Consider the following 22,322-nt stretch of genomic DNA (forward strand, 5'->3'; position numbering starts at 1 on the left):
GCCATGCGGAAACTATACGGCGTGAAGTTTCTATACGGCAATCAGTGCAGTGACACTGTAGAGTGACGCCGTGGCAGGCACCCGAAGCACTGGACGACGCGAGCGACTGCGGGCCGAGACGACCGCCGAGATCAAGCGCACGGCACTGGAGTTGATGCGATCGGGCGGCCCCGACGCGATCACCCTGCGGGCGATCGCCCGCGAGATGGGCATGACCGCCAACGCCATCTACGGCTACTTCGCCACCCGCGACGACCTGGTCACCGTCCTCGTCGCGGATGTCTACACGGCGCTCGCCGACGCCGTCGACGCCGCCTGGGCCGCCTCCGCCCAGGACGCCCCGGCGGAGCGGATCCAGGCCTGGGCGCACGCCTTCCGCAACTGGGCGCTGGCCAACCCCGAGGGTTTCCGGCTGATCTACGGCGACCCGGTCCCCGGCTACCGGGCCCCGGACGGCGGTGCCGCGCCGGACGCCGCCCGGCGGATCTGCATCGGCATCGCCGCGCTGGCGGACACGGCCTGGTGCAGCGCCGAACGAGTTCATGGGAACGGCGACTTCGACTGGGACGACTTCGACGCCGGCCTGCTCGACAAGGTCCGCCCGGCGTTCCCTGCACTACCGCCGGCCGGGGTGGCCCTGGCACTGCGGATCTGGGGGCACCTGCACGGCCTGGTCGCGCTGGAGATCTATGGTCACCTGCGCGCCCAGACGCTCTCGCCGGGCAAGCTCTTCCACGCCGAACTCACCCAGTTGGTTCGATCGTTGAATATCGACGCTGCCAAGTGGTCGGCTTCGTGATTCCTTCGCGCTGGAGAGCTCTGGGCACTACCGTGCGGCGGCGTGGACGTAGAAGATCCCAAGGACGTGGTCCGGCGCGGGTATGACCTGCTGTCGGTGCGCTACGAGCGCGCATTCGGCGGTGAGACGAAGTACGGCCAGGACTGGCTCGGCGGCGGGGTCGCGATGTGGTGGAGCCACGCGGACGCCGCCACGAACCGCTCCTGGCTCGTGCGGGCCGGCCTTGACGTGGTCCACGAAGAGTTCGTGCCCCAGGGGAACAGCGGGCATGTCCTGTTCTGGGCTCGGCGAACCGCAGCGTGAGCAGGTGACACTTGGCCAGCTCGCCCTCGGGCGCCTTCCCGCCGGATCAGCTCGAACATCTGGACACACGACGGCAACCCCCCGGCCCGCTGACGCGACCACGGCGAGATCCCTGGAGCCGGGCAGTCCGAGGAGTCGACTCCTTCGGGCCGCCCCGACATCCGACATCCCCAACCTCACGGGACACAACAGCTAGGTCCGGGACCACCAAAGCCGAACGCTCCCACGGGGGTCACCGCGCCGTCCGGATGTCAGTAGGGTCGGGGCATGCTCCTGTGGATCAACGGCCCGTTCGGCACGGGCAAGACCCAGACCGCCCACGAGATCAGGTGGCGCCTGGCCGGCAGCGTCGTCTGCGACCCCGAGCACGTGGGGTTCGGCCTGCACCGGATGATGCCGCCGTCGCTGCGCGGGGACTTCCAGGACCTCCCCGCGTGGCGGCAGGGCGTCTTCGAGGTGCTGGACCGGGTGCTCACCGGGCATGACGGTGTGGTGATCGCGCCGATGACGGTCGTCGAGCCGGCGTACTTCCGCGAGACCGTCGGCCGGCTCCGCGAGCGTGGCCACGACGTCCGCCACTTCGCCCTGCTGGCCGAGCGCGCGACGGTGCTGGAGCGGCTGCGCGGGCGCGGGTTCGGACACGTCCTGGGGTTCGTGGCCGGGAAGGACGCCCCGCTGCGCCGGGAGAGCTTCGCCGTGTCGAAGCTCGACCTGTGCCTGGAGCGGCTGCGCGAGGAGGAGTTCGCCCAGCACGTGTGGACCGACCGGCTGTCGATCGCTCAGGTCGCCGAGCACGTCGCCGCCTCCGCGGGACTGAAGCTGGCTCCGAACGAGGACAGCGCGCTCCGAGGGCGGCTGCGCCGCACCTGGACGGGGGCCAAGCACATCCGGTTCGACTGAGACCTGACGCGGGCCCGCACAGGAAGTCGGCCCGGCCGACGTCCGGTGCGAGGTGCGAGGCGAGCGGTGCATCGGCCGGTGCGGGCCGGCTGCCCTTTGGGGACACCACCTCTTACCCCCGCCGAGGGTGCCCGGGCTCTCCCGCGACGCGCCCGGAGCGGGGACACTGCGGGGAGACCGCCCCTGCAACCTGTGAGGTCGAGCGTGATCGGCGCCACCGCCACCCCCCGCTCCGTCCGGCGGCCGGCCCGGGCCGCCGTCGCGGTGCTGCTCGCGCTCGCGGCGGCCCTGGTGACCCTGGCCGGCGCCGCCCCAGGTGGGCCGGGCGCCGCGGCCCCGGTGGCCGCGGTCGACCCGGCGGCCGGGCGGATCCTCTTCGCCGGCACCGACCACCGCGGCCTCGGCAAGGTCACCGGCACCGAGTCGAGCACCCCGCTGTTCGGGCCCGGCCCGATCCACTTCGACCGGGACCCGTCGGCCCGCGGCGACGAGGTGGTCTTCACCAGCCTGCGTGACAGCCCGCTGCCCCAGGTGTACCTGCGCGACGCGGCCGGTGCTGTTCACCGGCTCACCACCGGCATGGACACCGCCCACCCCGCGCTCGCCCCGGACGGCAAGGGCGTCGTCTTCGAGGCGCTGGAGGACCGCGGCGGCGACAGCAAGCCCCAGCACGTCCTGTGGGCCGTCAACCGGGACGGCAGCGGGCTGCGCCGGATCACCGACGGCGCGGCCGACGAGACCCATCCGACCGTCTCGCCCGACGGGAAGTGGATCGCCTACTCCTGCGACGGCGAACCGTCGCACCGTCAGATCTACCTGCGGCCGTTCACCGGCGGCGCGCCCGTCAAGGTCACCAACGTGACCAACGGGGACGCGGTCGACCCGACCTGGAACCCGGTCGACGACGACGCCCACCGCAACGAGATCGTCTACACCTGGGACCAGGGCGCCCAGGGCCGGACCCTGATGCTCACCTCGCCCACCGGCGGCGACAAGGCCTTCTTCCCCGGCACCGGCTCCACCTGGAAGACCGGCTCCGCCGCCTGGACGGCCGACGGCACCGGTGTCGTCTTCCTCAGCGCGGACCTGCTCGACCCCAACAACCCGAGTCCGCAGCCCGACCCGACCCGGCCGCCAGTGGTGAACCTCTACAGCGCGCTGACCTGCAACTGCAAGGCGCCCGAACTGCTCTACCGGGCCGATCGGTTGATCTCCTCGCCGACCTGGCTGGGCCCGCAGCAGGGCGGCGGCCCCGTCGTCGAGCAGACCAGCGCCTCGGGCTCCAACGTCGCCGACGTGGAGGACATGCGCCCCGACGGGTCCGACCCGCGCGACCTCGGCATCAGCGTGCTCCGCGAGGACCCGGCCGCTGACGCCAACACCAGCACCGACCCGGCCGCCGACCCGCTCTTCCACCCCCGCCCCGGCTTCGACCCCTGGTACGAGCGCCAGACCTACACCCCCGACGGCCGCCAGATCGTGGTGACCCGCTACGAGGACGGGCCCGCCGGGCGGATCCAGCGGATCTGGATCGCCGACGGCGACGGGGCGAACCCGCAGCCGATGAACCTCGCCGGGCGCGGCCCCGACGACCGGGACACCGACCCGTCGCTCTCCCCGGACGGCAAGCTGATCGTGTTCAGCCGCAGCGCCCCGGCCATCGACGGGCAGCCCGCCCGGCCCGGTCGCGTCCTGATCGCCGAGGTGGCCACCGGGCGGATCGTCGGCACCGTCCAGCCGCCCGCCGGCCAGCAGGGCGCCTCCGACGGCCAGCCGTTCTGGTCGCCCGACGGCAAGCTGATCGCCTTCTCCCGGACCGCCGTGATCGACGGCAACGCCGGCAACCTGCACGTCTGGACCGTCTCCGCGGACGACCTCACCCGGCAGACCGACCTCAGCCGGACGGCCTGCCCGGGCAACTGCGACGTCATCGACGACAGCCCCGCCTTCGCCCCCGACGGCCGTCGGATCGCCTTCAACCGCAAGGCCGGTGACGGCGGGAACAACCACCAGGACGGGGTGGTGGTCACCACGCCGACCGGCGCCGACTGCACGGTGATCGTGCCCGCCGGGCTCGGCCAGGGCGCCTGCACCCGGCCGCTGCCCGACCGCCCCACCACCGGGCCCTTCCAGCCCCGCGACGTCGCCTGGACGGCGAACAGCGCGCAACTGCTGATGACCTCGCGCCGCGACGCGCCGCCGAGCTCACCGGAGGGCCTCAAGGTCTACGACTTCGCGAGCACCAAGCTCACCGAACTCGACTGGCGGCTGCCGGGCCGCCAGAAGGAGCCGGCCGTCCAGCAGTCCGTCGACCTGTCGGTCAGCGTGCCCGAGCGGACCCCGGCCGTCCCCGTCGACGGCAGCACCGACGTGACCGTCACCGTCACCAACAAGGGCCCCGCGCCCTCGCCCGGCACCGTCCTCACCGTCTCGGTGCCGACCGGCGCCAGGCTCGGCAAGCTGACCACCCCGACCGGAACATGCGACGCCGCGGCGCTGCGCTGCGAACTCGGCACCATGGCACCGCGCGCGGTGATCCGGATCACCGCCACCCTGATCGGCACCCGGCCCGGCTCCCCGGACTTCGGCTGGAGCGTCACCGGAGCGGTCCAGGACCCGAACCCCGACGACGACTCCGCCCGGACCTTCCTGCCGGTGCTGGAGCCGCCGACTCCGACCCCGACTCCGACTCCGACCCCGTCATCGACGGCCACGCCGACCCCGACCCCGACACCGACCCCGACCACCCCCGCACCCAGCCCGACCGCCACGCCCGCCCCCGCACCCAGCCCGACCGCCACGCCCGCCCCCGCCCCGGCGCCCGCCCCCGTACCGCCGCCCCAGGCCGGCCCCACGATCGCGGTCGACGCCCAGCCGACCCCCGGCTACGTCGGCGGCCACGTGACCGTCAGCTACACCGTCCGCAACACCGGCCAGGCCCTCGCCACCGGCCTGCGCCTGACCCTCGGCCTGCCCGCCGGGGTGCCCACCGAGGCCCTGCCCCCCGGCTGCCGGGCCGGCACCTGCACGGTGAGCGACCTGGCCCCGGGCCGCAGCGCCGTGGTCCGCGTGGTGCTCTCGCCCCTGGCGGCGCTGGACACCACCATCACCGCGGAGCTGACCACCACCGGCACCGACGCCACCCCGGGACCGCACCGGGCGAGCACCCCGCTGCGCATCCTCCAGCCCCGCATCGTCGCCGTGCCGCCGATCGGCAAGCCCGGCTTCGTCACCTCGGTGCGCGGCGTGGACTTCCCGCCCGGCACGCCCGTCCGGTTCACCTGGAACCCCGGCATCACCGCCGCGGCCGCGCCCACCCGCCCCAAGGGCGACGGCACCTTCGCCGGCCAGTTGCTGATCCTCCCCAAGGACGAGACCGGCCCGCGCACCATCACCGCCGAAGGCCCCGGCTTCTCCCCGGTGACCTGCCCCTTCCTGGTGGTGGAGGGCAGCATCGGCCCGCCCGGGGAGGTGGAGCGGCGGTGATCCACGAAGTCGACGAGGCACTGCGACAGCTGCTCGCCGAGACCGGCCTGCCCGAGCGCGGGATCGAGGTGGTCTTCGACGCGCCCACCCGGGACTTCGCGGCCCGGCGCAACGCGCCCACGGTCAGCGTCTTCCTGTACGGGCTGCGCGAGGACACCGGCCGCCGGCAGACCGGCACCGTCGCCGAGTACGACGCGGACGGCCTGGTGACAGGTCACCGCCCGGCGCCCCGCTGGTTCGAGCTGGCCTACCTGGTCACCGCCTGGACCAACCGGCCGCAGGACGAACACCGGCTGCTGGCCGAGGTGCTGCAGTGCCTGACGGCCACCGACACCCTGCCCGCCCGGCTCCTCACCGGCAGCCTCGCGGAGCTCGGACTGACCGTCGCGCTGGACATCGCGGGGCGTGACACCGGCCTGCCGTCGGTGTCCGACGTCTGGTCCTCGCTCGGCGGGGAGCTGCGGCCCTCCGTCGACCTCCGGGTGCTCGCCCCGCTGCCCGGCGAGCGCGGCCCGGCCGGGCCGCCGGTCACCGAGGGGCTGGTGCTGCACGCCGGCGACACCACCCAGGCCGGGCCGCCGCCCACCGACGGGCCGGGCCGCCGACTGCGCTACCGGGGCACCGACGACCCGGGGCCGGACGGCTTCGCCGCGCCCAGGGAACGCGGGCTGCCGCCCGGCCGCCGGCCACGGGGCAGGGCGCGATGACCGTCGACCTCGAACAGCCGGTGAACGACGCGCCGCCGAGTGACCGACCGGCCGGACCGCACCACGACCACCTCTGGGAGCGGCTGCACCGCGTCGAGCAGAAGGTCCGCGCCGCGGTGCGCGAACGGCGGGCCGACGACCCGGACCCGGACGACCCGTACCGCGGCCAGTACCTCGGCCCGGAGGCGGTGGAGCGCATCCTGGCGGCCTCCGCCACGGTGCACGGGGCCGCCGGGGACCTCGGCGACGGGCCGGCCCCGCCGCCCGACTCCCGGCTCGGCCGGCTCGCCGCCGCCTTCGGGCTGCTCCCGGTGGACCTCGACCTGCTGCTGGTCGCCCTCGCCCCCGACCTCGACTCCCGCTTCGAACAGCTCTACGGCTACCTCAACGACGACCTGACCCGCCGCCGGGCGACCATCGGCCTCGCCCTGGAGCTGTGCGGACAGCCCGGGGCCGGCGCCGGCCGCTTCCGGTTCTCCGTCCGCGCCCCGCTGGTCGCCGGCGGCCTGCTGGAGGTCACCGAGCCAGACCGCCCGCTGCTCTCCCGCACCCTGCGCGTCCCGGACCGGGTGACGGCCCATCTGCTCGGCGACGACGAGCCGGACGGCACCCTCGCCGGGCTGGCCCGCCGCGCCGAGCCCCGCTTCCGGCAGCTCGACGAGCGGCTCCACGAGCGGTCCGACGAGCGGCCCGATGCGCGGCTCCACGAGCAGCCCGACGAGCGGTTGCGCGCGCTGGCCGCCAACGGCGGGTTCGTCCACCTGCTGGACCGCAGCGGACACGCCGCCCCGATCGCGGTGGCCGCCCTCGCGGCCGACGGCCCGCCACCCCTGCTGGTCGACGCCGCCGCGCTCGCCGCCGGCCCACCGGAGGCCACCGTACGGGTGCTCGCCCGCGAGGCACGTCTGGCCGGGGGCGGCGTGGTGCTCGGACCGCTGGACCGGCTCGAACCCGAACGGCCCGAGCGGGCCGCCCTGCTGCGCGAACTGTGCGCGGCACTCGACGGCGTCCCGCTGGTCGTGCACGGCCCGCAGGTCTGGGACCCGACCTGGGCGGCCCGGAGCCCGGTGGTGGTCACCGTCCCACCGCCGGACGCCCGGACACGGGCCGAGCAGTGGGCCGGCGCACTGAACACGGAGCTGGACGAGGAGCTGACCGAGGCGGTCGCCGCCTACCGGCTGGACCGGGAGCAACTGGCCCGCGCCGCCTCGGTGGCGGCCAGGACGGCGGCCGCCGAGCGGCGCCCGGTGCGGGCCGAGGACCTGCGGACGGCGGTGCGGGCGCAGAACGCCGCCGGCCTGGCCCGGCTCGCCCGCCGGATCGAGCCCGGGGTCGGCTGGTCCGACCTCGTGCTGCCCGCCCCCACCGCGGGCCGGCTGCGGGAACTCGTGCTGCGCGCCCGGCACCGCGACCAGGTGCTCCGGCAGTGGCGGATGCGCCCGGGCGGCGGCCGGGGCAACGGCGTGATCGCCCTGTTCGCCGGGGAGTCCGGCACCGGCAAGACGATGTCCGCCGAGGTGGTCGCCGCCGAACTCGGCATGGAGCTGTACGTGGTGGACCTCTCCACCGTGGTGGACAAGTACATCGGCGAGACCGAGAAGAACCTGGAACGGATCTTCACCGAGGCCGCGCAGGTCAACGGCGTCCTGCTGTTCGACGAGGCGGACGCGCTGTTCGGCAAGCGCTCGGAGGTCAAGGACGCCCGCGACCGGCACGCCAACGTGGAGACGGCGTACCTGCTGCAGCGGATGGAGTCCTTCGACGGGATCGCCGTGCTGACGTCCAACCTGCGGGCCAACCTCGACGAGGCGTTCACCCGCCGGCTGGACGTCATCGCCGAGTTCCCGCTGCCGGACGAGGCGCAGCGGCGCCTGCTGTGGGACCGCTGCCTGGGGCCGCTGGTGCCCCGCGGCGACGACCTCGATCTGGACTACTGCGCCCGGAACTTCGAGCTCACCGGTGGCTCCATCCGGGCCTGCGCGGTCTCCGCGGCCTACCTGGCCGCCGGGACGGGCGCCCCGCTGGGCATGGCGCAGCTGGTGTCCGCAGTGGTCGGCGAGTACCGCAAGCTCGGCCGGCTGGTGCTGGCGAGCGAGTTCGGGCCGTGGCTGGGCCGGCTCGGGGACGCCGGGCACGGCTGACCGGCTGACCAGCTGCCGAGGTGCCGAGGTGCCGGGGTGCCCGAGGTGCCGGGGGATGGCGGGGCGGCCGGGGCGCCCGGGAGACCCCTGCGGGTGTCCGCCGGGGGCAGTGGTTCCTGCCCCCGGTCCGGGACCTGCGGACATGTTCCCGGGAGGTGCCCGGGCAGCAGACTCGGAGGCGAATGACCGGCGAATAGCGGTGGTCCAGCCGAAGGAGCGCGTATGCCGTCGTACCTCACCCCGGGCGTGTACGTGGAGGAGGTCCAGTCCGGTGCCCGGCCGATCGAGGGCGTCGGCACGGCCGTCGCCGCCTTCGTCGGCTTCGCCGAGACCGGACCCTTCCACGAGCCCACACTGGTGACCAACTGGGACCAGTACGTCCAGCGGTTCGGCGGCTTCACCGAGGGCACCTACCTGGCGCACTCGGTGTACGGCTTCTTCGCCAACGGCGGCGGTTCCGCCTACGTCGTGCGGGTCGGCGACCCGGCCCGGCAGGCGCCCGGCGCCGCCCCCGCCGTCACCGCGGCCCCGCCCGTCGAGATCGCCGGGTTCCTGTTCTCCGCCCTGCCCGGCGCGGGCGGCGAGGTGTCCGTCGAGGTCGCCGACTCGGAGGGGGAGAACGTCCCCGAGGACCGCTTCCGGCTGCTGGTGCGCCGGGGCGCCGAGGTCGTCGAGACGTACGACGTCTCGACCCGCAAGAGCACCAAGGGCTACGTCGTCACCCAGCTGCGCGAGTCGAAGCTGGTCGCCGTCGCCGAGAAGCCCGGCACCGCGCCGAGCCGCCCCGAGCGCCGCACCCACGCCCTGGCCACCGCGCCCGCGCCGGCCGCCGTCCCGGCGGGCCGACTCGACCCGGCCGAGTACGTCGGCGACGCCGCCGCCCGGACCGGCTTCGGCGGCCTGGAGGCGATCGACGAGATCACCATGGTCGCGGTGCCGGACCTGATGAGTGCCTACCAGCGCGGCGACATCGACGACGAGGGCCTGCGCACCGTCCAGCTGGCCGTGATGTCGCACTGCGAGCAGATGGGCGACCGGATCGCCGTCCTGGACCCGCCGCCCGGCCTGAACGCCCAGCGGATGCGCACCTGGCGCAACGAGGAGGCGGGCTTCGACTCCCGCTACGCCGCGCTCTACTACCCGTGGATCAAGGTGTTCGACCCGGCGAGCGGCCGCAACGTGCTGGTCCCGCCGAGCGGCCACGTCGCCGGGGTGTGGGCGCGCAGCGACGCCGAGCGCGGCGTGCACAAGGCGCCCGCCAACGAGGTCATCCGCGGCGCGGTGGACCTGGAGCTGCGCCTCAGCAAGGGCGAGCAGGACCTGCTGAACCCGATCGGCGTCAACTGCGTGCGGGCGTTCCCCGGGCGCGGCATCCGGATCTGGGGCGCGCGCACCCTCTCCTCCGACCCGGCGTGGCGCTACCTGAACGTGCGCCGGCTGTTCAACTACCTGGAGGAGTCCATCCTCCTCGGGACCCAGTGGGTGGTCTTCGAACCCAACGACGACCGGCTGTGGTCCAGCATCCGCCGGAACATCACCGCGTTCCTCACCGAGGAGTGGCGGCGCGGGGCCCTGTTCGGCCAGACCGCAGCCGAGGCCTTCTACGTCAAGTGCGACCGCGACAACAACCCGCCGGAGTCCATCGACCTCGGCCAGGTGATCTGCGAGATCGGCGTCGCCCCGGTGAAGCCCGCGGAGTTCGTGGTGTTCCGGCTGTCCCAGTTCTCCGACAGCACGAGCCTCGTCAACGAGTGACCGGCCCGGTCGGCACCACCACCCCTCGGCACCCCTCGCATCGGAAGGTGACAGAAACCCATGGCTGAAGGCGATCCGCTCTCCACACATATCTTCGGCGTCCAACTCGGCGGCTACAACGTCGAGTCCGTCAAGGAGATCAGCAACCTGACGGTCGAACAGGACGTCGTCGAGTACAAGCAGGTGACCCAAGAGGGCAAGCTGATCGTCCGCAAGCAGCCCGGCGCCCGGCTCCCCGGCGAGGTGACCATCACCCGCGGCCTGGACAAGAGCGGCGCGTTCACGGACTGGATCAAGGAGACCCTCAACAACGGGGCGATCAACACCGCGCGGCAGAACCTGACCATCGAGGTCAAGGACACCACCGGTGCCACCCTGCGGCGAATCCAGCTGACCAACGCCTGGGCGAGCCGCTGGGAGGGCCCCACCCTCAGCGCCGGCGAGTCCAGCGCCGCGACCGAGACCGTGACCATCGTGTTCGAGGAGATCTCGGTCGAGTGAGGCGCAAGATCGGCCTGGAGGAGCTGCTGGAAGGGGCTCCGGCCCCGCAGAACGCCGTGCCCCAGCAGCAGGCCCCGGCGGCAGCGGCGGCGTCGCAGCCCCGGGGGCGGGCGCCGCACACCGAGTTCGAGTTCGAGCTGCCGCTCGGCTACGTCGACGACGAGGGCACCGTCCACCGGCACGGCGCCATGCGCCTGGCCACCGCCCGCGACGAGCTGATGCCGCAGATCGACCTGCGGGTCAAGGAGAACCCGGCGTACCTCAGCGTGGTGCTGCTCAGCCACGTGATCACCAGGCTGGGCGACATCACCGACGTGCACGCCGGGGTCGTCGAGCGGATGTACGCCACCGACGTGGCCTTCCTCCAGGACCTCTACCAGCGGATCAACAGCGAAGGCCACACGCGCGCCGCGGTGACCTGCCCGCACTGCGACGGCGCCTTCGAGGTCGACCTCGCCGGTGGGCGCCTGGGGGAATCGTGACGTACGCGCCTGCTCGGCTGTACGAGGAGATCGCGTACATCGCGTACCACTTCCACTGGCAGCGGGAGGACATCCTGGACCTGACCCACCGCGAACGCGGGCAGTGGGTCAGGGAGATCGCGCGGCTCAACACCCGCATCAGCGAAGGCGGGTGAGCCCGGTGGGGCTTCGGGACTGGATCGGCCGCCGCAGGGGCGGCGAGACCGGTGCGCCGGTCGGCGTGGAGGCCGGTGCGCCCGTCGGCGTGAAGGCCGGTGCGCCGGTCGGCGTGGAGGTCGGTGCGGAGGCCGGCGCCGCCGCCGGGGAGGCTGTTCCCCGGCGGCGCCCGGCGGCCGGGGACGGGGGCTGGCGCGCCGTCGCGCCGCTGGTCCCGACCCTGGCCGGGCCGGCGCACGGCGTCAGCGACGGCCTGACGTTCCGCTCCCGGCTCACCGCCTGGCAGGACCCTTCGCTCTGCGGCCCGCTCGGCCACGCGGTCCTGCCGACCGCCCCGGTCGGCATCCTGCGGGCCGTGGCGAGGCCGGGCCTGCCGGACCCCGCCCGCACGGGCGGGGACGACCTCGTCGTGCCGGTGCTCCCGGTCCAGGCCCGGGCCGAGGAGCCGGCGCAGGACGGGCCGTCGGGCCCGGCGCGGTCGGCCGCGCCGGTCCAGCGCTCCGTCCGGCTGCGGCGACTCCCGGTGCGGTCGGGGCCGCGCCCGCCGCGCGCGGGCGGGGGCGAGCGTCAGCCGGTCGCGGCCGGGGCCGACGGCGGTGCGCCGAAGCCCGCTGAGGCGGCGCCCGTTGCACCCGTGCCCAGCAGGTCGAAGTCCGCCGCGGCGACGGCCGGTTCGCCGAAGGCCGGTTCGCCGAAGGCCGCGGCGCCGCAGTCCGCTGCCGCAACGCCCGGTGCCGCAGCGGCGCCGGGTGCGCCGACTGCCGTCGGGGCGGCGCCCGAGGCGGTCGCCGCCTCCCCGCGGCCGAACGATTCCGCGGCCCGGACCGTCGAGCGTCCGGTGCGTCCGCGCTCCGTAGGCGCTCCGCTGGTCGTGGCGAGGCGCCCCAGGTCGCTGCCCGCACGCACGGTGGCGGCCGTCCCGGGAACGGTCAGGGCGCCGGGCGTCACCACCGAGCCGACGGCCCGGGGCACCGACACACCGACGCCCGCCGCGATGACGCAGACACCGCCCGACGGCACGCACCCTCCCGCGAGCGGCGAAGCCGCCGTACGGACGGCGTCCGGCCCGGCCGCGACGTCCGCGTCCGCGCGGAGCGGGCGGACCGAAGGGGTGGTCCAGCGTGCCTCCGCGACCGGCCCCGCCGCGGCACCCGCCCGCCCGGTCCTCGGCGCGCCCCTGACCGCGCTGCCCGCAAGCGCCACACCGCTGGCCACCGACGGCCCCCGGGCCGCTGACACCGCCCCGGGGGCACCGGCCATGCCCGTCGTCCCCGCCGCCGAGGCCGGGTCTCCCGTCGCCGGGACGAGCCGGCCCGACGGCGCCCTGCCCTCCGGAGGCGGGAGCCGTGACGCCACCGCCCCGGCCCGTCGCACCCGTACGGCCGGCGGCCCGGCGGGCCAGGCGCCGAACCGGCCCGAACGCGAGAACGCCGGTGGCGTGTCCGTGCAGCGCACGCCCTCCTCGTCGCCGGCCCCCGAACGCGCTGCGCCGGCCCGGCCCGCGCCGACCGCTGCCGGCGCGAGCGGGCCCGTCGATGGCGTGTCCGTGCAGCGCACGCCCTCCGGGGCCGCCACTCCCTCGGTGCCGCTCCGGCCCGAGCCGGCCCCGGCCCGTACGCGCGGGGGCCTGGGCGCGCCGCTCGACGCGCTGCCGCCGACGGCGGCCGTGCCCGGCGCCGCCGCTCCGCTGCTCGGCGGGCGCCGACCGGTGCAGCGGATCGCGGCCCCGGCGGTGGACGGCGGCGTGCCCGCCGTCGTCTCGCCGGCGGGTGGCGAGGGGCTGCCCGTGCAACGCGCCACCGGGCGCCCGGGCGGCACCCCGTCCGAGAGCCCGATCCAGACCGGTCATGACGGGCGACCGGCAGGCCCGGCGGCCCAGGTCGCCCAGGTCGCCCAGGTCGCCCCGGCCACCGATGGCAGCGGGCGCCGCAGGCGCGGACTGGCAGCCAGCCGCCCCCTGCCCTCCGCTGCCCCACCGGGGACCGTGGGTGCCTCCGCCGCATCGCCGTCCGGAAGCGGCAGTGGCAGTGGCAGTGGCCCCGAGCGGCGGCCGAACGCCTCGGTGCAGCCGGCCGTTCCCGGGGCGCGCCCGTCGAGTGCCCCTCCCCGAGGTGGCATCGGTGCGATGCCTACCGTGACGGTGCCCGCCCGTCCGGCCCCGGGCGGGCTGGGCGTGCAGCGCGCCGTCCAACTCATCGGCGCGCGGCGCGGGTTGCTCGGCGACCGCCGGATGGCGGTCTCCCTCGCCACTGCGCCGGCGCCGTCCGCGCCCGCTGGGGCCGCGTCGGCCGGGCCGTCCAGCGCCGGTCCGGCGTCGACGCCACCCGTGGTCCGGGCTGCCTGGCCGAACGCCCTCACCTCCCACCCGGACGCTGCACCGTCGGCCGCTGCCGCGCCGCAGCGCTCACGGACACAGGACCGGCCCTCACCGGGCGGCCGCGACGGCGGCCCGGCAACCGGGCAGTCGGCCGCACGGACGTCCCCGGGGCGGTTCCCCGCCCCGGGGACGGCCGCGCCGCGCGGGGTGGTGGCCGCCGTGCAGCGGGCGTTCTCCCGACGGTCCTCGGACCGGGCCGGTCACCGGTCAGCGCAGGGAGGTCCGCCGGTGCACGGCGGCACCACCCCGACCGCAGCCGTGCCCGCGCACGCGCCGCAGGTGCTGCCCGGTCGAACCCGTGCGGCAGTCCCGAACGCGGGCGCCCCGGCGTCGCCTCAGCCAGACGTCACGATCCCGGGGCGATCGGTCCTGCAGCGAGCCGCGGTGCCGACGTCCGCCGCGCGCCCGCCGGTCGTCCGGCTCCGGCCCGTGACGCCCCCGGCGGCCCGGTCGATCCAGCGCCTCCCGGCCACCTCCCACCCCCCGCAGCCGTCCCCGGCGCAGCCGCCCACCCCGGCGTCCCCGGCGGGCGCGCTCTGGTCGGCGGGCCCGCAGTACGCCGGCGCGTCCGCGGCCGCGTCAACGTCGGCGTCCGTACCCGTGGTGTCCTGGTCCCTGCCGACCGGGCAGGCCGCGAACGCCCCCGCCGTACGGTCCACACCGCCCGCGCGGCCCGTTCCGCCCACGCCCGGCACGGCTCGGGCGCTGCAGCGCGTGGCCGAGCAGAACGGCCTGGCCGGGATCCCGCTGACCGCCGTGCCCGCGCGCACCCCCACCACGGTGCAGCGGGCCGCGGAACCCCCGGCGAAGGCCCCCGACGGGCCGCACGCCAAGTCACCCGCCGACCCGTCCGACCTCGACGAACTGGCCCGGCGCCTGGTCGAACCCGTCGGCCGGCTGCTGCGCACCGAGTTGCGCAGGGGCCGGGAGCGCAGCGGCAAACCGTACGACATGCGCCGCTGAGCGCGGGCCGCGACGCGGACCAGGTGAACGGCCGTCAGAAGGCCGCAGCAGCGACGTGACCGGAAGCAGGGAGCAGAAGCGATGACCGACAACATCTTCGCGTCCAGCGTGTTCTTCAGTCTGACCATCGGCGGCAACGACCTCGGCGAGTTCACCACCTGCTCGGGGCTCGGCGCCCAGGTCGAGATCGAGCAGTACGCGGAGGGCGGCAACAACGGCTTCGCGTGGCAGCTGCCGGGGCGCATCACCTGGTCGAACATCACGCTGACCCGCGCGGTCACCGCGGACACCACCAAGATCGCCCGCTGGCTTTCCGAGATCGTCCGCAAGGTCGAGCCCAAGGACGGCGAGATCGTGGCGCTGCGGCCGGACCTGAGCCGGATCGTCGGCTGGCAGGTGCTGGGGATCGTCCCGGTGCGCTGGGAGGGGCCGTCCTTCGACCCCGCCAACTCCCAGGCCGCGATGGAGACCCTGGAGATCGCCCACGCGGGCCTGCGCCCCTCCTGACCCCACCCCTCCCGAACCCCCGTCCACCCCTCCCGAACCCCCGTCCATGCCCCCGACCCGCGGAAGGAGCACCAGGATGTCCCCGGCGGTCCCCGCCAGCGTCACCCGGGCCCAACTGACCATCATGGAGCCACCGTCCACGGTCGGCGCCCAGCCCGGCGGCACGCTCGCCCAGCTGCGCCTCCAGTTCAACCCGGCGACCCTGCGGCTGAGCAAGACCACCGAGTGGCGGCGCACCCCGTCCCGGATGGCGGGGGAGTCCGCACTGCCCGAGTTCGTCGGCAGCGGTCCGCGCTCGCTCTCCCTCGACGTGTTCCTGGACTCGACCGCGACCCACGACAACTCGGTGGAACGGGCGGTGGAGCAGCTGATGACGGCCTGCGTGCCCACCCCGGCCAGCCTGGCGCGCAAGACACCGGCCAGCCCGTGGATCCGGCTGGACTGGGGCACCCTGAAGACCACCTCGTTCAACGGGGTGCTGACCGGCCTCTCTGTCACCTACTCGCTCTTCGACGTCGACGGGAAGCCGCTGCGGGCGGTCTGCTCGCTGACCATCGACGAGGCCAGCGTCGACCCGGCCGGGCAGAACCCCACCTCCGGCTCCCCGGAGGCCCGCAGCACCCACCGGGTGATCGCCGGCGACAGCCTGCCGCTGCTCGCCTGGCGCGCGTACGGGGACGCCACCGCCTGGCGCACCATCGCCGAGGCCAACGACATCGACGACCCGATGGCGCTCGTCCCCGGCGCGGACCTGATCGTGCCGGGCATCGAGGAACTCACCCAGAGCCGCGCCGGGAACCACACCCGGAGCGAACCCACCCAGGGCGGACGGCCATGACCACTCCCGAGGCCCGCGGCGGCCGCTCCTTCGCCGCCGATCCCGTCGTCGAGGCGCCGGGCCCGCTGCCGCCGATCTGGGTGACCCAGCTGGTCTCCTGCGACATCGAGGAGAGCGTCGGCCTGCCCGACACCGCCGTGCTGTCCTTCCGGGACGCCGACCACGCCTTCCTCGCCGCCACCGGGATCACCATCGGCACCCCGCTGAAGGTCTCCGTGGTCACCGTGCAGGGCAACACCCGGGCGCGGCTGTTCACCGGCGAGGTGACCGCGCTGGAGCTGGAGGTGGACACCACCGGCTCGTACACCGTGGTGCGGGCTTCGGCGGTCACCCACCGGCTGATGCGCGGGCGCCGGGTGAAGGCCTTCCGGAACATGACGACCGCCGACATCGTCCGCGAGGTCGCCACGGGAGCGGGCCTGACCTGCGGGAGGATCGACTCCTTCCCGGTCGTCCACCAGCAGCTCTCGCAGGCCAACGTCCCGGACTGGGACTTCCTCCAGTTCCTGGCGCAGGAGAGCGGCGCCCAGGTGCGGGTGGACGACGACGGGAAGCTGGAGTTCGTCCGGCCCGATCCGGCCTCCGGCGCCCCGGCCCCCTCCACCCCGGCCCCGCAGAACCCGCTGGTGCTGGAGTACGGCCGCAACCTGCTGGAGCTGCGCGGCGTGCTGACCGGTGCCGCGGGGGTGGACACGGTCGAGGCGCGCGGCTGGAACGTCACCACCAAGAGCGCCCTGGTCGCCACCGAGCCCGCGGTGACCTCCCGTACCGTGCAACCGGGCATGAGCCCCTCGGTGGTGGCCTCCGCGTTCCCCGGCCAGGCCCGGCTGACCGTCGCCGACACCCCGTACCGCACCCAGGCGGAGACCGCCTCGGTGGCCAGGTCGCTGGCCGCCTCGGTGGCGGCCGGCTTCGGCGAGCTGGAGGTCGTCGCCGAGGGCAACCCACGGCTGCGGGCGGGCACCGCCGTCGCCCTGGGCAACGTCGGCGCCGCCTTCTCCGGCCGCTACACCGCCACCGGGGTGCGCCACCTGCTCGAACCGTTCCGCGGCTACCGCACCACCGTGGTGGTCAGCGCCGCCCCGGACCGCTCCCTGGCCGGGCTGACCAGCGGCGGCAACGCGCCGCCGCGCGGGCCCCGGATGCCCGGCCTGGCCGTCGCCGTGGTCACCGACGTCCGGGAGCCGGGCGGCGGGCAGCGCGGCTGGGTGAAGCTCAAGTTCCCCTGGCTGGACGACACCTACGTCTCCGACTGGGTGCGCACCGTGCAGTGGGGCGGAGCCGGGGGCGGCGGCGTGGTCAGCCCCGAGGTCAACGACGAGGTGCTGGTCGGCTTCGAGCAGGGCGACCTGGACAGCCCGTACGTCCTGGGCGGGCTCTACAACGGCGTCGACCGGCCCTCCCCGCACGACGTGCCGCTGGTCGACGGGGCCTCCGGCAAGGTCAACCGCCGTTCCGTGGTGTCCCGTTCGGGCCACCGGATGGAGCTTCTGGACGTGCCGGGCGGCAAGTCCGGCGTCCATCTGGCGAGCGGCGACGGGAAGTTGGAGGTCAGCCTGGACCAGCAGCGCGGCGAGATCGTGCTGACCGTCCACGGCCTCGGCGGCGCGGCCGGCAGCACGGTGCGGCTCACGCCCTCCGGCATCACCCTGGACGCGGGCACCGGCGCCGTGAACGTGCGCGGCGGATCGGTCACCGTCCGGGGGACGACCTCGGTCACCGTGGACGGCGGTGCCGAGGCGGTGCTCAAGGGGGCCTTCGTCAGGATCAATTGACGGAACGTCAAAGCGCCATGGCAGTATGACGAGTGCCCACGACCAGCGGGGCACCATCGGAAACGGAGACCGCACATGCCCCCCGCAGCCCGGACCGGCGACCTCACCGACCACGGCGGCGCCCTGACCACCCCGCCGCCGGGCGCCCTCAGGGTGGCGACCGTGCTGATCGGCGGCCGCCCCGCCGCGGTGGTCGGCAGCGTCCACGCCTGCGTCGTCCCCCCGCACCTGGCCCTGGGCCCCGGCAACGTGGTGCTGCCCTCCCCGGGCGCCGTGACCGGCGGGATGGTGCTGATCGGCGGCCTGCCCGCGGCCCGCATGGGCGACAAGACGACCTGCGGCGCCACCATCACCGCCGGCGCGTTCAACGTGCTGATCGGGGGCTGAGCATGAGTGGGAGCTTCATAGGCCGCGGCTGGGCCTTCCCGCTGCGGGTGAACGCCACCGGCGGCATCGGCATGGTGGAGCGGGACCAGGAGCTCGCGGAGGCGATCCGGCTGATCCTCGGCACCGCCCCCGGCGAGCGGCCGATGCGGCCCGAGTTCGGCTGCGGCATCCACGAGTACGTCTTCGCCCCGGGCGACAGCACCACCGCCGGGCGGATCGCCCGAGAGGTGCGCATCGCGCTGGAGCGCTGGGAGCCGCGGATCGAGGTCGACGACGTGGTGATCGCCTTCGACAGCGTCGAGGAGGGCACGCTCTACATCGACGTCCACTACACCGTGCGGGCCACCAACGACCGCCGCAACCTGGTCTTCCCCTTCTACACCATCCCGGAGCACCCGGAGGCCGAGCCGCTGAGTGCGACGAGCGGAGGTGCGTACTGATGGCCCTGCCCTCCCCGAACCTGGACGACCGCCGCTTCCAGCAGCTCGTCGACGAGGCCAAGCGCTACGTCCAGCAGCGCGCCCCGGAGTGGACCGACCACAACGTCTCCGACCCGGGCGTCACCCTGATCGAGACCTTCGCCTACCTGGTGGACCAGCTGCTCTACCGGCTGAACCGGGTGCCGGAGAAGAACTACGCCGCCTTCCTCGACCTGCTCGGCATCCGGCTGTTCCCGCCCGCCGCGGCCCGCGCCGAAGTCGACTTCTGGCTCTCCGCCCCGCAGCCCGAGACCGTCCTGCTGCGGGCCGGCACCGAGGTCTCCACGCTGCGCACCGAGACCGACGACGCGGTGGTCTTCGCCACCGCCGAGGACCTGCCGATCGTCCCCAGCTCGCTGGAGCGGCTGGTCACCGTCTCCGCCTCCGGCGAGCAGTCCGACGGCACGGCCCGGCTGGCCGACGGCGCGGACGTGCCGTGCTTCCAGCCGCGCCCGGTCGCCGGGGACGCCATGCTCTTCGCCCTGCCCGCGGTGGTGCCGCGCTGCATCCTGATCGTCCGCCTGGACAGCCGGGTGGAGGGCGTCGGCGTCGACCCGCGCCAGCCTCCGCTGGCCTGGGAGGTCTGGGACGGCGCGCGCTGGATCGCCTGCGAGACGGGCAGCGACACCACCGGCGGCCTCAACCGGCCCGGCGAGGTGGTCGTCTTCGTGCCCGCCGGGCACACCGCCTCGGTGGTCGCCGGCCGGCGGGCCGGCTGGCTGCGCTGCCGGGTCACCGAGCCGCAGCCGGGCCAGCCCTTCTACTCCGAGTCCCCGACCATCCGGCGGGCCGAGGTGTTCACGGTCGGCGGCACCGCCACCGCCGCCCACGCGCGGACCGTCACCGACGCGCCGCTCGGCGCCTCCGAGGGCGTCGCGGGCCAGCGCTTCCGGCTCGCCCGGCCGCCGGTGCTGCTCGACGGCGAGCCCCCGGTGGTCGAGGTCGCGGCCGGCGAGGGCTGGGAACGCTGGACGGTCGTCGAGCACTTCGGCGACTCCTCGCCCGCCGACCGGCACGTGGTGCTGGACGCGACCACCGGCGAGTTCCTCTTCCCGCCCGCGGTCCGGGAGCCCGACGGCAGCCTGCGCGCCTTCGGCGCCGTACCGCCCAAGGGCGCCCAGCTGCGCGTCCCGCGCTACCGCACCGGCGGCGGGATCGCCGGCAACGTCGCCCGCGGCACCATCACGGTGCTGCGCAGCTCCGTCCCGTACATCGCCCGGGTGGACAACCGGGAGGCGGCCCGCGGCGGGGTCGACGGCGAGACCGTGGAGAACGCCAAGGCCCGCGCCCCGCACCAGCTGCGCCTGCAGGAACGTGCCGTCACCGCCGGGGACTTCGAGCTGATCGCCCGCCAGGCCGCGCCGTCCGCCGCCCGGATCAGCTGCGTGCCCGCCGACGGCGCGGAGGCCGGGGCGGTGCGGGTCCTGGTGGTCCCCGACGCCGTCGCGGACGAGGGCGACCGGCTGCGCTTCGAGCAGCTGATCCCCGACGAGCAGATGCTGGCCGCCGTCGCGACCGCCCTCGACGAGCGGCGGCTGATCGGCACCCGGCTGGTCGTGCAGCCCCCCTCCTACCAGGGCGTGACGGTCGTCGCCCGGCTCACCACCCGCTCCGCCGACCCCGACCGGGTCCGCGAGGAGGTGCTCGCCGCGCTGTACCGGTACCTCAACCCGCTGCTCGGCGGGGCGGACGGCACGGGCTGGCCGTTCGGCCGGGCGGTGCAGTACGGGGAGGTGTTCGCCGTGCTCCAGCGGGTGTCCGCCGTCGCGGGCGTCGAGGAGGTGCGGCTGTTCCCGGCCGACCCGATCACCGGACGCCGGGGCGCCCCCGCCGAGCGGGTCGAGGTCCCGCCGGACGCCCTGGTCTTCTCCCACCAGCACCAGGTCGTGGTCACCACGGCCACCGAGGGGATCTCATGACCCGGGCTGCCGTACCGGGGCTGCCCAGCCCGCACCCGATCGGCGAACTGCTGCCGGCGCTGTTCGCCGACGACGACTTCGCCCAGCGGTTCACCGCGGGCCTGGACACCGTCCTCGCCCCGGTGTTCGCGACCCTGGACAACCTGCCCGCCTACTTCCGGCCCGGCCTCGCTCCGGCCGACTTCCTCGACTGGCTGGCCTCCTGGGTCGCGGTGGAGGTCGACCCGGCCTGGCCGGTGGAGGTGCGCCGCGCCGTGGTCGAACGCGCCGTCGAACTGCACCGCTGGCGCGGCACCCGCCGCGGCCTGACCGAACGCCTGCGACTGGTGCTCGGCGCCGGAGCCGAGATCGTGGACGGCGGCGGCGCCTCCTGGTCCACCGACCCGGACGCCACGCTGCCGCCCGCGCCGGGCGGCGAGGTGCTGGTCCGGGTCTGGCCGCTGCGCGGACCGGCGCCGGACGAGGACCAGGTGCGGTCCGTCGTCAGGGCGGGCTGTCCCGTCCACCTGACCTGCCGGGTGGAGATCCTGCCCGGCCCACCCGGGCGAACGGAGGGCTGACGGATGCCGGTGTGCCCCGAATGCGGAACGGCCAACGGGGAGGGGGACGACTTCTGCGGCAACTGCGGCGCCTACCTCGGCTGGTCGCGCGGCACCCCCGCCACCCCGGCGGCGGCGCCGACAGCCGCGCCCGCGGCGGTGCCCGCACCCGCGAAGGCCGAACCCGAGCCCGAGCCGACGCCCGTCCCCACGGCGGAGCCCGCGCCCGCGCCCGCCGAATCCACGCGGCGGAGCGCCTCGCGCCGGGCCGCGCGCAGCGAGCCGACAACCGAACCGCCGGCCACGGCGGAAACCACGGCGGAAGCCAGGACAGAAGCCAAGGCGGAGCCCAAGCCGGAGCCCGAACCCGAGGCACAGCAGCTGCCCGCCCGGCCGGCGCCCGTCGAGCCCCCGGCCCCCGCGTCCGCCCCCGAGCCCACCCGCCCGAGCCCCGCCCCCGTACGGCCGGCCCCCGCGCGGACCGCCGCCCCCGCCCCGCAGGCCGACCCGGTGGCCGTCCAGCCCGCCAAGCCCGTGGCCCCGCGCCCCGTCAGCCGGTCGGCCGAGACCGTCGAGACCCAGGACGGCCCGCCCTGCCCCCGGTGCGGCACGCCCAACCTGCCCGAGCGGAAGTTCTGCCGCCGCTGCGCCGCACCGCTGACCCCCACCGCGGCCGCGCCCGAACTGCCCTGGTGGCGCACCCGCTGGCCGTTCCGGCGCCGGGTGCGGATCGGCGGCTCCGGCAACGCGCTGCGCCGCACCATCGCGGCGCTCGTGCTGGTCGCGCTGGTCGTCGCCGGGATCCTGCTCTACCCGGCCGGCAAGGTCGCCTTCCAGGACGTGCTGGACAAGCTCCGCGGCACCGCGCCGATCACCCCCTCCGCCACCACGGCGAGCGCGGCCGTCGAGGGCCATCCGGCCGGCGCGGCCGACGACGGCCTCACCAACACGTACTGGGGCGCACCCGCGGTCGGGGACTCCGTCACCTTCTCCTTCCGCACCCCGTTCCGGCTGGTGGACCTGATCGTCCACACCGGCCCTTCGGTGGACCAGCAGCAGTTCCGCCAGCAGGGCCGCCCCGTCGTCGTCTCCATGGAGGTCACCTCCGAGGACGGCAAGGTGCACACCGAGCAGGTCGCGCTCAACGACCAGCCGGGCCCGCAGACCGTGCCGACCGGGATCAGCGACGTCACCCAGGTGAAGCTCACCGTCCGGGAGGCCGCCGGGACGGGCCCCGGCCGCGCCATCGCGCTCTCGGAGGTGGAATTCTTCAAGCGCACCTGACCCCGGCGCGCGCTACCGGAGGGA

20 protein-coding genes are annotated in these 22,322 nt (G+C 75.3%); 19 read left to right on the top strand and 1 reads right to left on the bottom strand.

Annotated elements, in window-relative coordinates:
- Positions 1–70: 70 nt before the first annotated feature.
- From ACWDBE_RS01035 to ACWDBE_RS01080, 10 genes are all read left to right on the top strand, one after another.
- The gene (locus tag ACWDBE_RS01035; RefSeq protein WP_449806751.1) at positions 71–799 is read left to right on the top strand and encodes a TetR/AcrR family transcriptional regulator; all 729 of its coding nucleotides are present in this window, start codon (positions 71–73) and stop codon (positions 797–799) included.
- 42 nt (positions 800–841) lie between these two features.
- The gene (locus ACWDBE_RS01040) at positions 842–1,102 is read left to right on the top strand and encodes a hypothetical protein (RefSeq protein WP_449806752.1); all 261 of its coding nucleotides are present in this window, start codon (positions 842–844) and stop codon (positions 1,100–1,102) included.
- 267 nt (positions 1,103–1,369) lie between these two features.
- On the top strand, positions 1,370–2,002 hold the full coding sequence (locus ACWDBE_RS01045; protein ID WP_449806753.1) for an AAA family ATPase: 633 nt from the start codon (positions 1,370–1,372) through the stop codon (positions 2,000–2,002).
- A gap of 192 nt (positions 2,003–2,194) precedes the next feature.
- A complete protein-coding gene (locus ACWDBE_RS01050) occupies positions 2,195–5,488 on the top strand; it encodes a hypothetical protein (protein WP_449806754.1) in 3,294 nt (1,097 codons plus the stop codon).
- Positions 5,485–6,195, top strand: coding sequence for a Pvc16 family protein (locus tag ACWDBE_RS01055; protein ID WP_449806755.1), 711 nt, complete (start codon positions 5,485–5,487; stop codon positions 6,193–6,195). Before ACWDBE_RS01050 ends, ACWDBE_RS01055 begins: the two co-directional genes overlap by 4 nt.
- Entirely contained in the window at positions 6,192–8,336 is a 2,145-nt protein-coding gene (locus ACWDBE_RS01060) for an AAA family ATPase (RefSeq protein WP_449806756.1), read from the top strand. Before ACWDBE_RS01055 ends, ACWDBE_RS01060 begins: the two co-directional genes overlap by 4 nt.
- Positions 8,337–8,558: 222 nt before the next feature.
- Positions 8,559–10,091, top strand: a complete 1,533-nt coding sequence (locus ACWDBE_RS01065; RefSeq protein WP_449806757.1) for a phage tail sheath family protein — start codon at positions 8,559–8,561, stop codon at positions 10,089–10,091.
- 60 nt (positions 10,092–10,151) lie between these two features.
- Positions 10,152–10,592: a phage tail protein gene (locus ACWDBE_RS01070; protein WP_030290301.1), complete on the top strand. Its 441-nt coding sequence runs from the start codon at positions 10,152–10,154 to the stop codon at positions 10,590–10,592.
- Positions 10,589–11,074: a hypothetical protein gene (locus ACWDBE_RS01075; protein ID WP_449806758.1), complete on the top strand. Its 486-nt coding sequence runs from the start codon at positions 10,589–10,591 to the stop codon at positions 11,072–11,074. The genes ACWDBE_RS01070 and ACWDBE_RS01075 overlap by 4 nt, the downstream gene beginning before the upstream one ends.
- Positions 11,071–11,229, top strand: coding sequence for a DUF6760 family protein (locus ACWDBE_RS01080; RefSeq protein WP_181970396.1), 159 nt, complete (start codon positions 11,071–11,073; stop codon positions 11,227–11,229). Before ACWDBE_RS01075 ends, ACWDBE_RS01080 begins: the two co-directional genes overlap by 4 nt.
- A gap of 568 nt (positions 11,230–11,797) precedes the next feature.
- Here the strand turns inward: ACWDBE_RS01080 and ACWDBE_RS01085 are convergent.
- A complete protein-coding gene (locus tag ACWDBE_RS01085) occupies positions 11,798–12,250 on the bottom strand; it encodes a hypothetical protein (protein ID WP_449806759.1) in 453 nt (150 codons plus the stop codon).
- A gap of 2,071 nt (positions 12,251–14,321) precedes the next feature.
- Here ACWDBE_RS01085 and ACWDBE_RS01090 point away from each other — a divergent pair.
- The 9 genes from ACWDBE_RS01090 (at position 14,322) to ACWDBE_RS01130 (ending at position 22,298) form a co-directional block, all read left to right on the top strand.
- Positions 14,322–14,570 (top strand): hypothetical protein, encoded by a 249-nt coding sequence (locus ACWDBE_RS01090; RefSeq protein WP_449806760.1) that lies wholly within the window; start codon positions 14,322–14,324, stop codon positions 14,568–14,570.
- Positions 14,571–14,651: 81 nt separating this feature from the next.
- Positions 14,652–15,077: a phage tail protein gene (locus ACWDBE_RS01095; RefSeq protein WP_359830489.1), complete on the top strand. Its 426-nt coding sequence runs from the start codon at positions 14,652–14,654 to the stop codon at positions 15,075–15,077.
- Positions 15,078–15,153: 76 nt separating this feature from the next.
- A complete protein-coding gene (locus ACWDBE_RS01100) occupies positions 15,154–15,915 on the top strand; it encodes a CIS tube protein (RefSeq protein WP_449806761.1) in 762 nt (253 codons plus the stop codon).
- Positions 15,912–17,690, top strand: coding sequence for a VgrG-related protein (locus ACWDBE_RS01105; RefSeq protein WP_449806762.1), 1,779 nt, complete (start codon positions 15,912–15,914; stop codon positions 17,688–17,690). The genes ACWDBE_RS01100 and ACWDBE_RS01105 overlap by 4 nt, the downstream gene beginning before the upstream one ends.
- 75 nt (positions 17,691–17,765) lie before the next feature.
- A complete protein-coding gene (locus ACWDBE_RS01110; protein ID WP_449806763.1) occupies positions 17,766–18,077 on the top strand; it encodes a PAAR domain-containing protein in 312 nt (103 codons plus the stop codon).
- A gap of 2 nt (positions 18,078–18,079) precedes the next feature.
- A complete protein-coding gene (locus ACWDBE_RS01115) occupies positions 18,080–18,517 on the top strand; it encodes a GPW/gp25 family protein (RefSeq protein WP_392921661.1) in 438 nt (145 codons plus the stop codon).
- On the top strand, positions 18,517–20,475 hold the full coding sequence (locus tag ACWDBE_RS01120; protein ID WP_449806764.1) for a putative baseplate assembly protein: 1,959 nt from the start codon (positions 18,517–18,519) through the stop codon (positions 20,473–20,475). The genes ACWDBE_RS01115 and ACWDBE_RS01120 overlap by 1 nt, the downstream gene beginning before the upstream one ends.
- A complete protein-coding gene (locus ACWDBE_RS01125) occupies positions 20,472–21,035 on the top strand; it encodes a phage tail protein (RefSeq protein WP_449806765.1) in 564 nt (187 codons plus the stop codon). The genes ACWDBE_RS01120 and ACWDBE_RS01125 overlap by 4 nt, the downstream gene beginning before the upstream one ends.
- A gap of 3 nt (positions 21,036–21,038) precedes the next feature.
- The gene (locus ACWDBE_RS01130; RefSeq protein ID WP_449806766.1) at positions 21,039–22,298 is read left to right on the top strand and encodes a zinc ribbon domain-containing protein; all 1,260 of its coding nucleotides are present in this window, start codon (positions 21,039–21,041) and stop codon (positions 22,296–22,298) included.
- The last annotated feature ends 24 nt before the right edge of the window (positions 22,299–22,322 follow it).

It is taken from the genome of Kitasatospora sp. NPDC001132 (assembly GCF_053598415.1).

Coding starts and splice junctions, on each gene's coding strand:
- ACWDBE_RS01130 (WP_449806766.1), top strand. CDS start 21,039: ATGCCGGTGTGCCCCGAATGCGGAACGGCCAACGGGGAGGGGGACGAC.
- ACWDBE_RS01115 (WP_392921661.1), top strand. CDS start 18,080: ATGAGTGGGAGCTTCATAGGCCGCGGCTGGGCCTTCCCGCTGCGGGTG.
- ACWDBE_RS01105 (WP_449806762.1), top strand. CDS start 15,912: ATGACCACTCCCGAGGCCCGCGGCGGCCGCTCCTTCGCCGCCGATCCC.
- ACWDBE_RS01095 (WP_359830489.1), top strand. CDS start 14,652: ATGACCGACAACATCTTCGCGTCCAGCGTGTTCTTCAGTCTGACCATC.
- ACWDBE_RS01100 (WP_449806761.1), top strand. CDS start 15,154: ATGTCCCCGGCGGTCCCCGCCAGCGTCACCCGGGCCCAACTGACCATC.
- ACWDBE_RS01110 (WP_449806763.1), top strand. CDS start 17,766: ATGCCCCCCGCAGCCCGGACCGGCGACCTCACCGACCACGGCGGCGCC.
- ACWDBE_RS01045 (WP_449806753.1), top strand. CDS start 1,370: ATGCTCCTGTGGATCAACGGCCCGTTCGGCACGGGCAAGACCCAGACC.
- ACWDBE_RS01125 (WP_449806765.1), top strand. CDS start 20,472: ATGACCCGGGCTGCCGTACCGGGGCTGCCCAGCCCGCACCCGATCGGC.
- ACWDBE_RS01060 (WP_449806756.1), top strand. CDS start 6,192: ATGACCGTCGACCTCGAACAGCCGGTGAACGACGCGCCGCCGAGTGAC.
- ACWDBE_RS01065 (WP_449806757.1), top strand. CDS start 8,559: ATGCCGTCGTACCTCACCCCGGGCGTGTACGTGGAGGAGGTCCAGTCC.
- ACWDBE_RS01070 (WP_030290301.1), top strand. CDS start 10,152: ATGGCTGAAGGCGATCCGCTCTCCACACATATCTTCGGCGTCCAACTC.
- ACWDBE_RS01120 (WP_449806764.1), top strand. CDS start 18,517: ATGGCCCTGCCCTCCCCGAACCTGGACGACCGCCGCTTCCAGCAGCTC.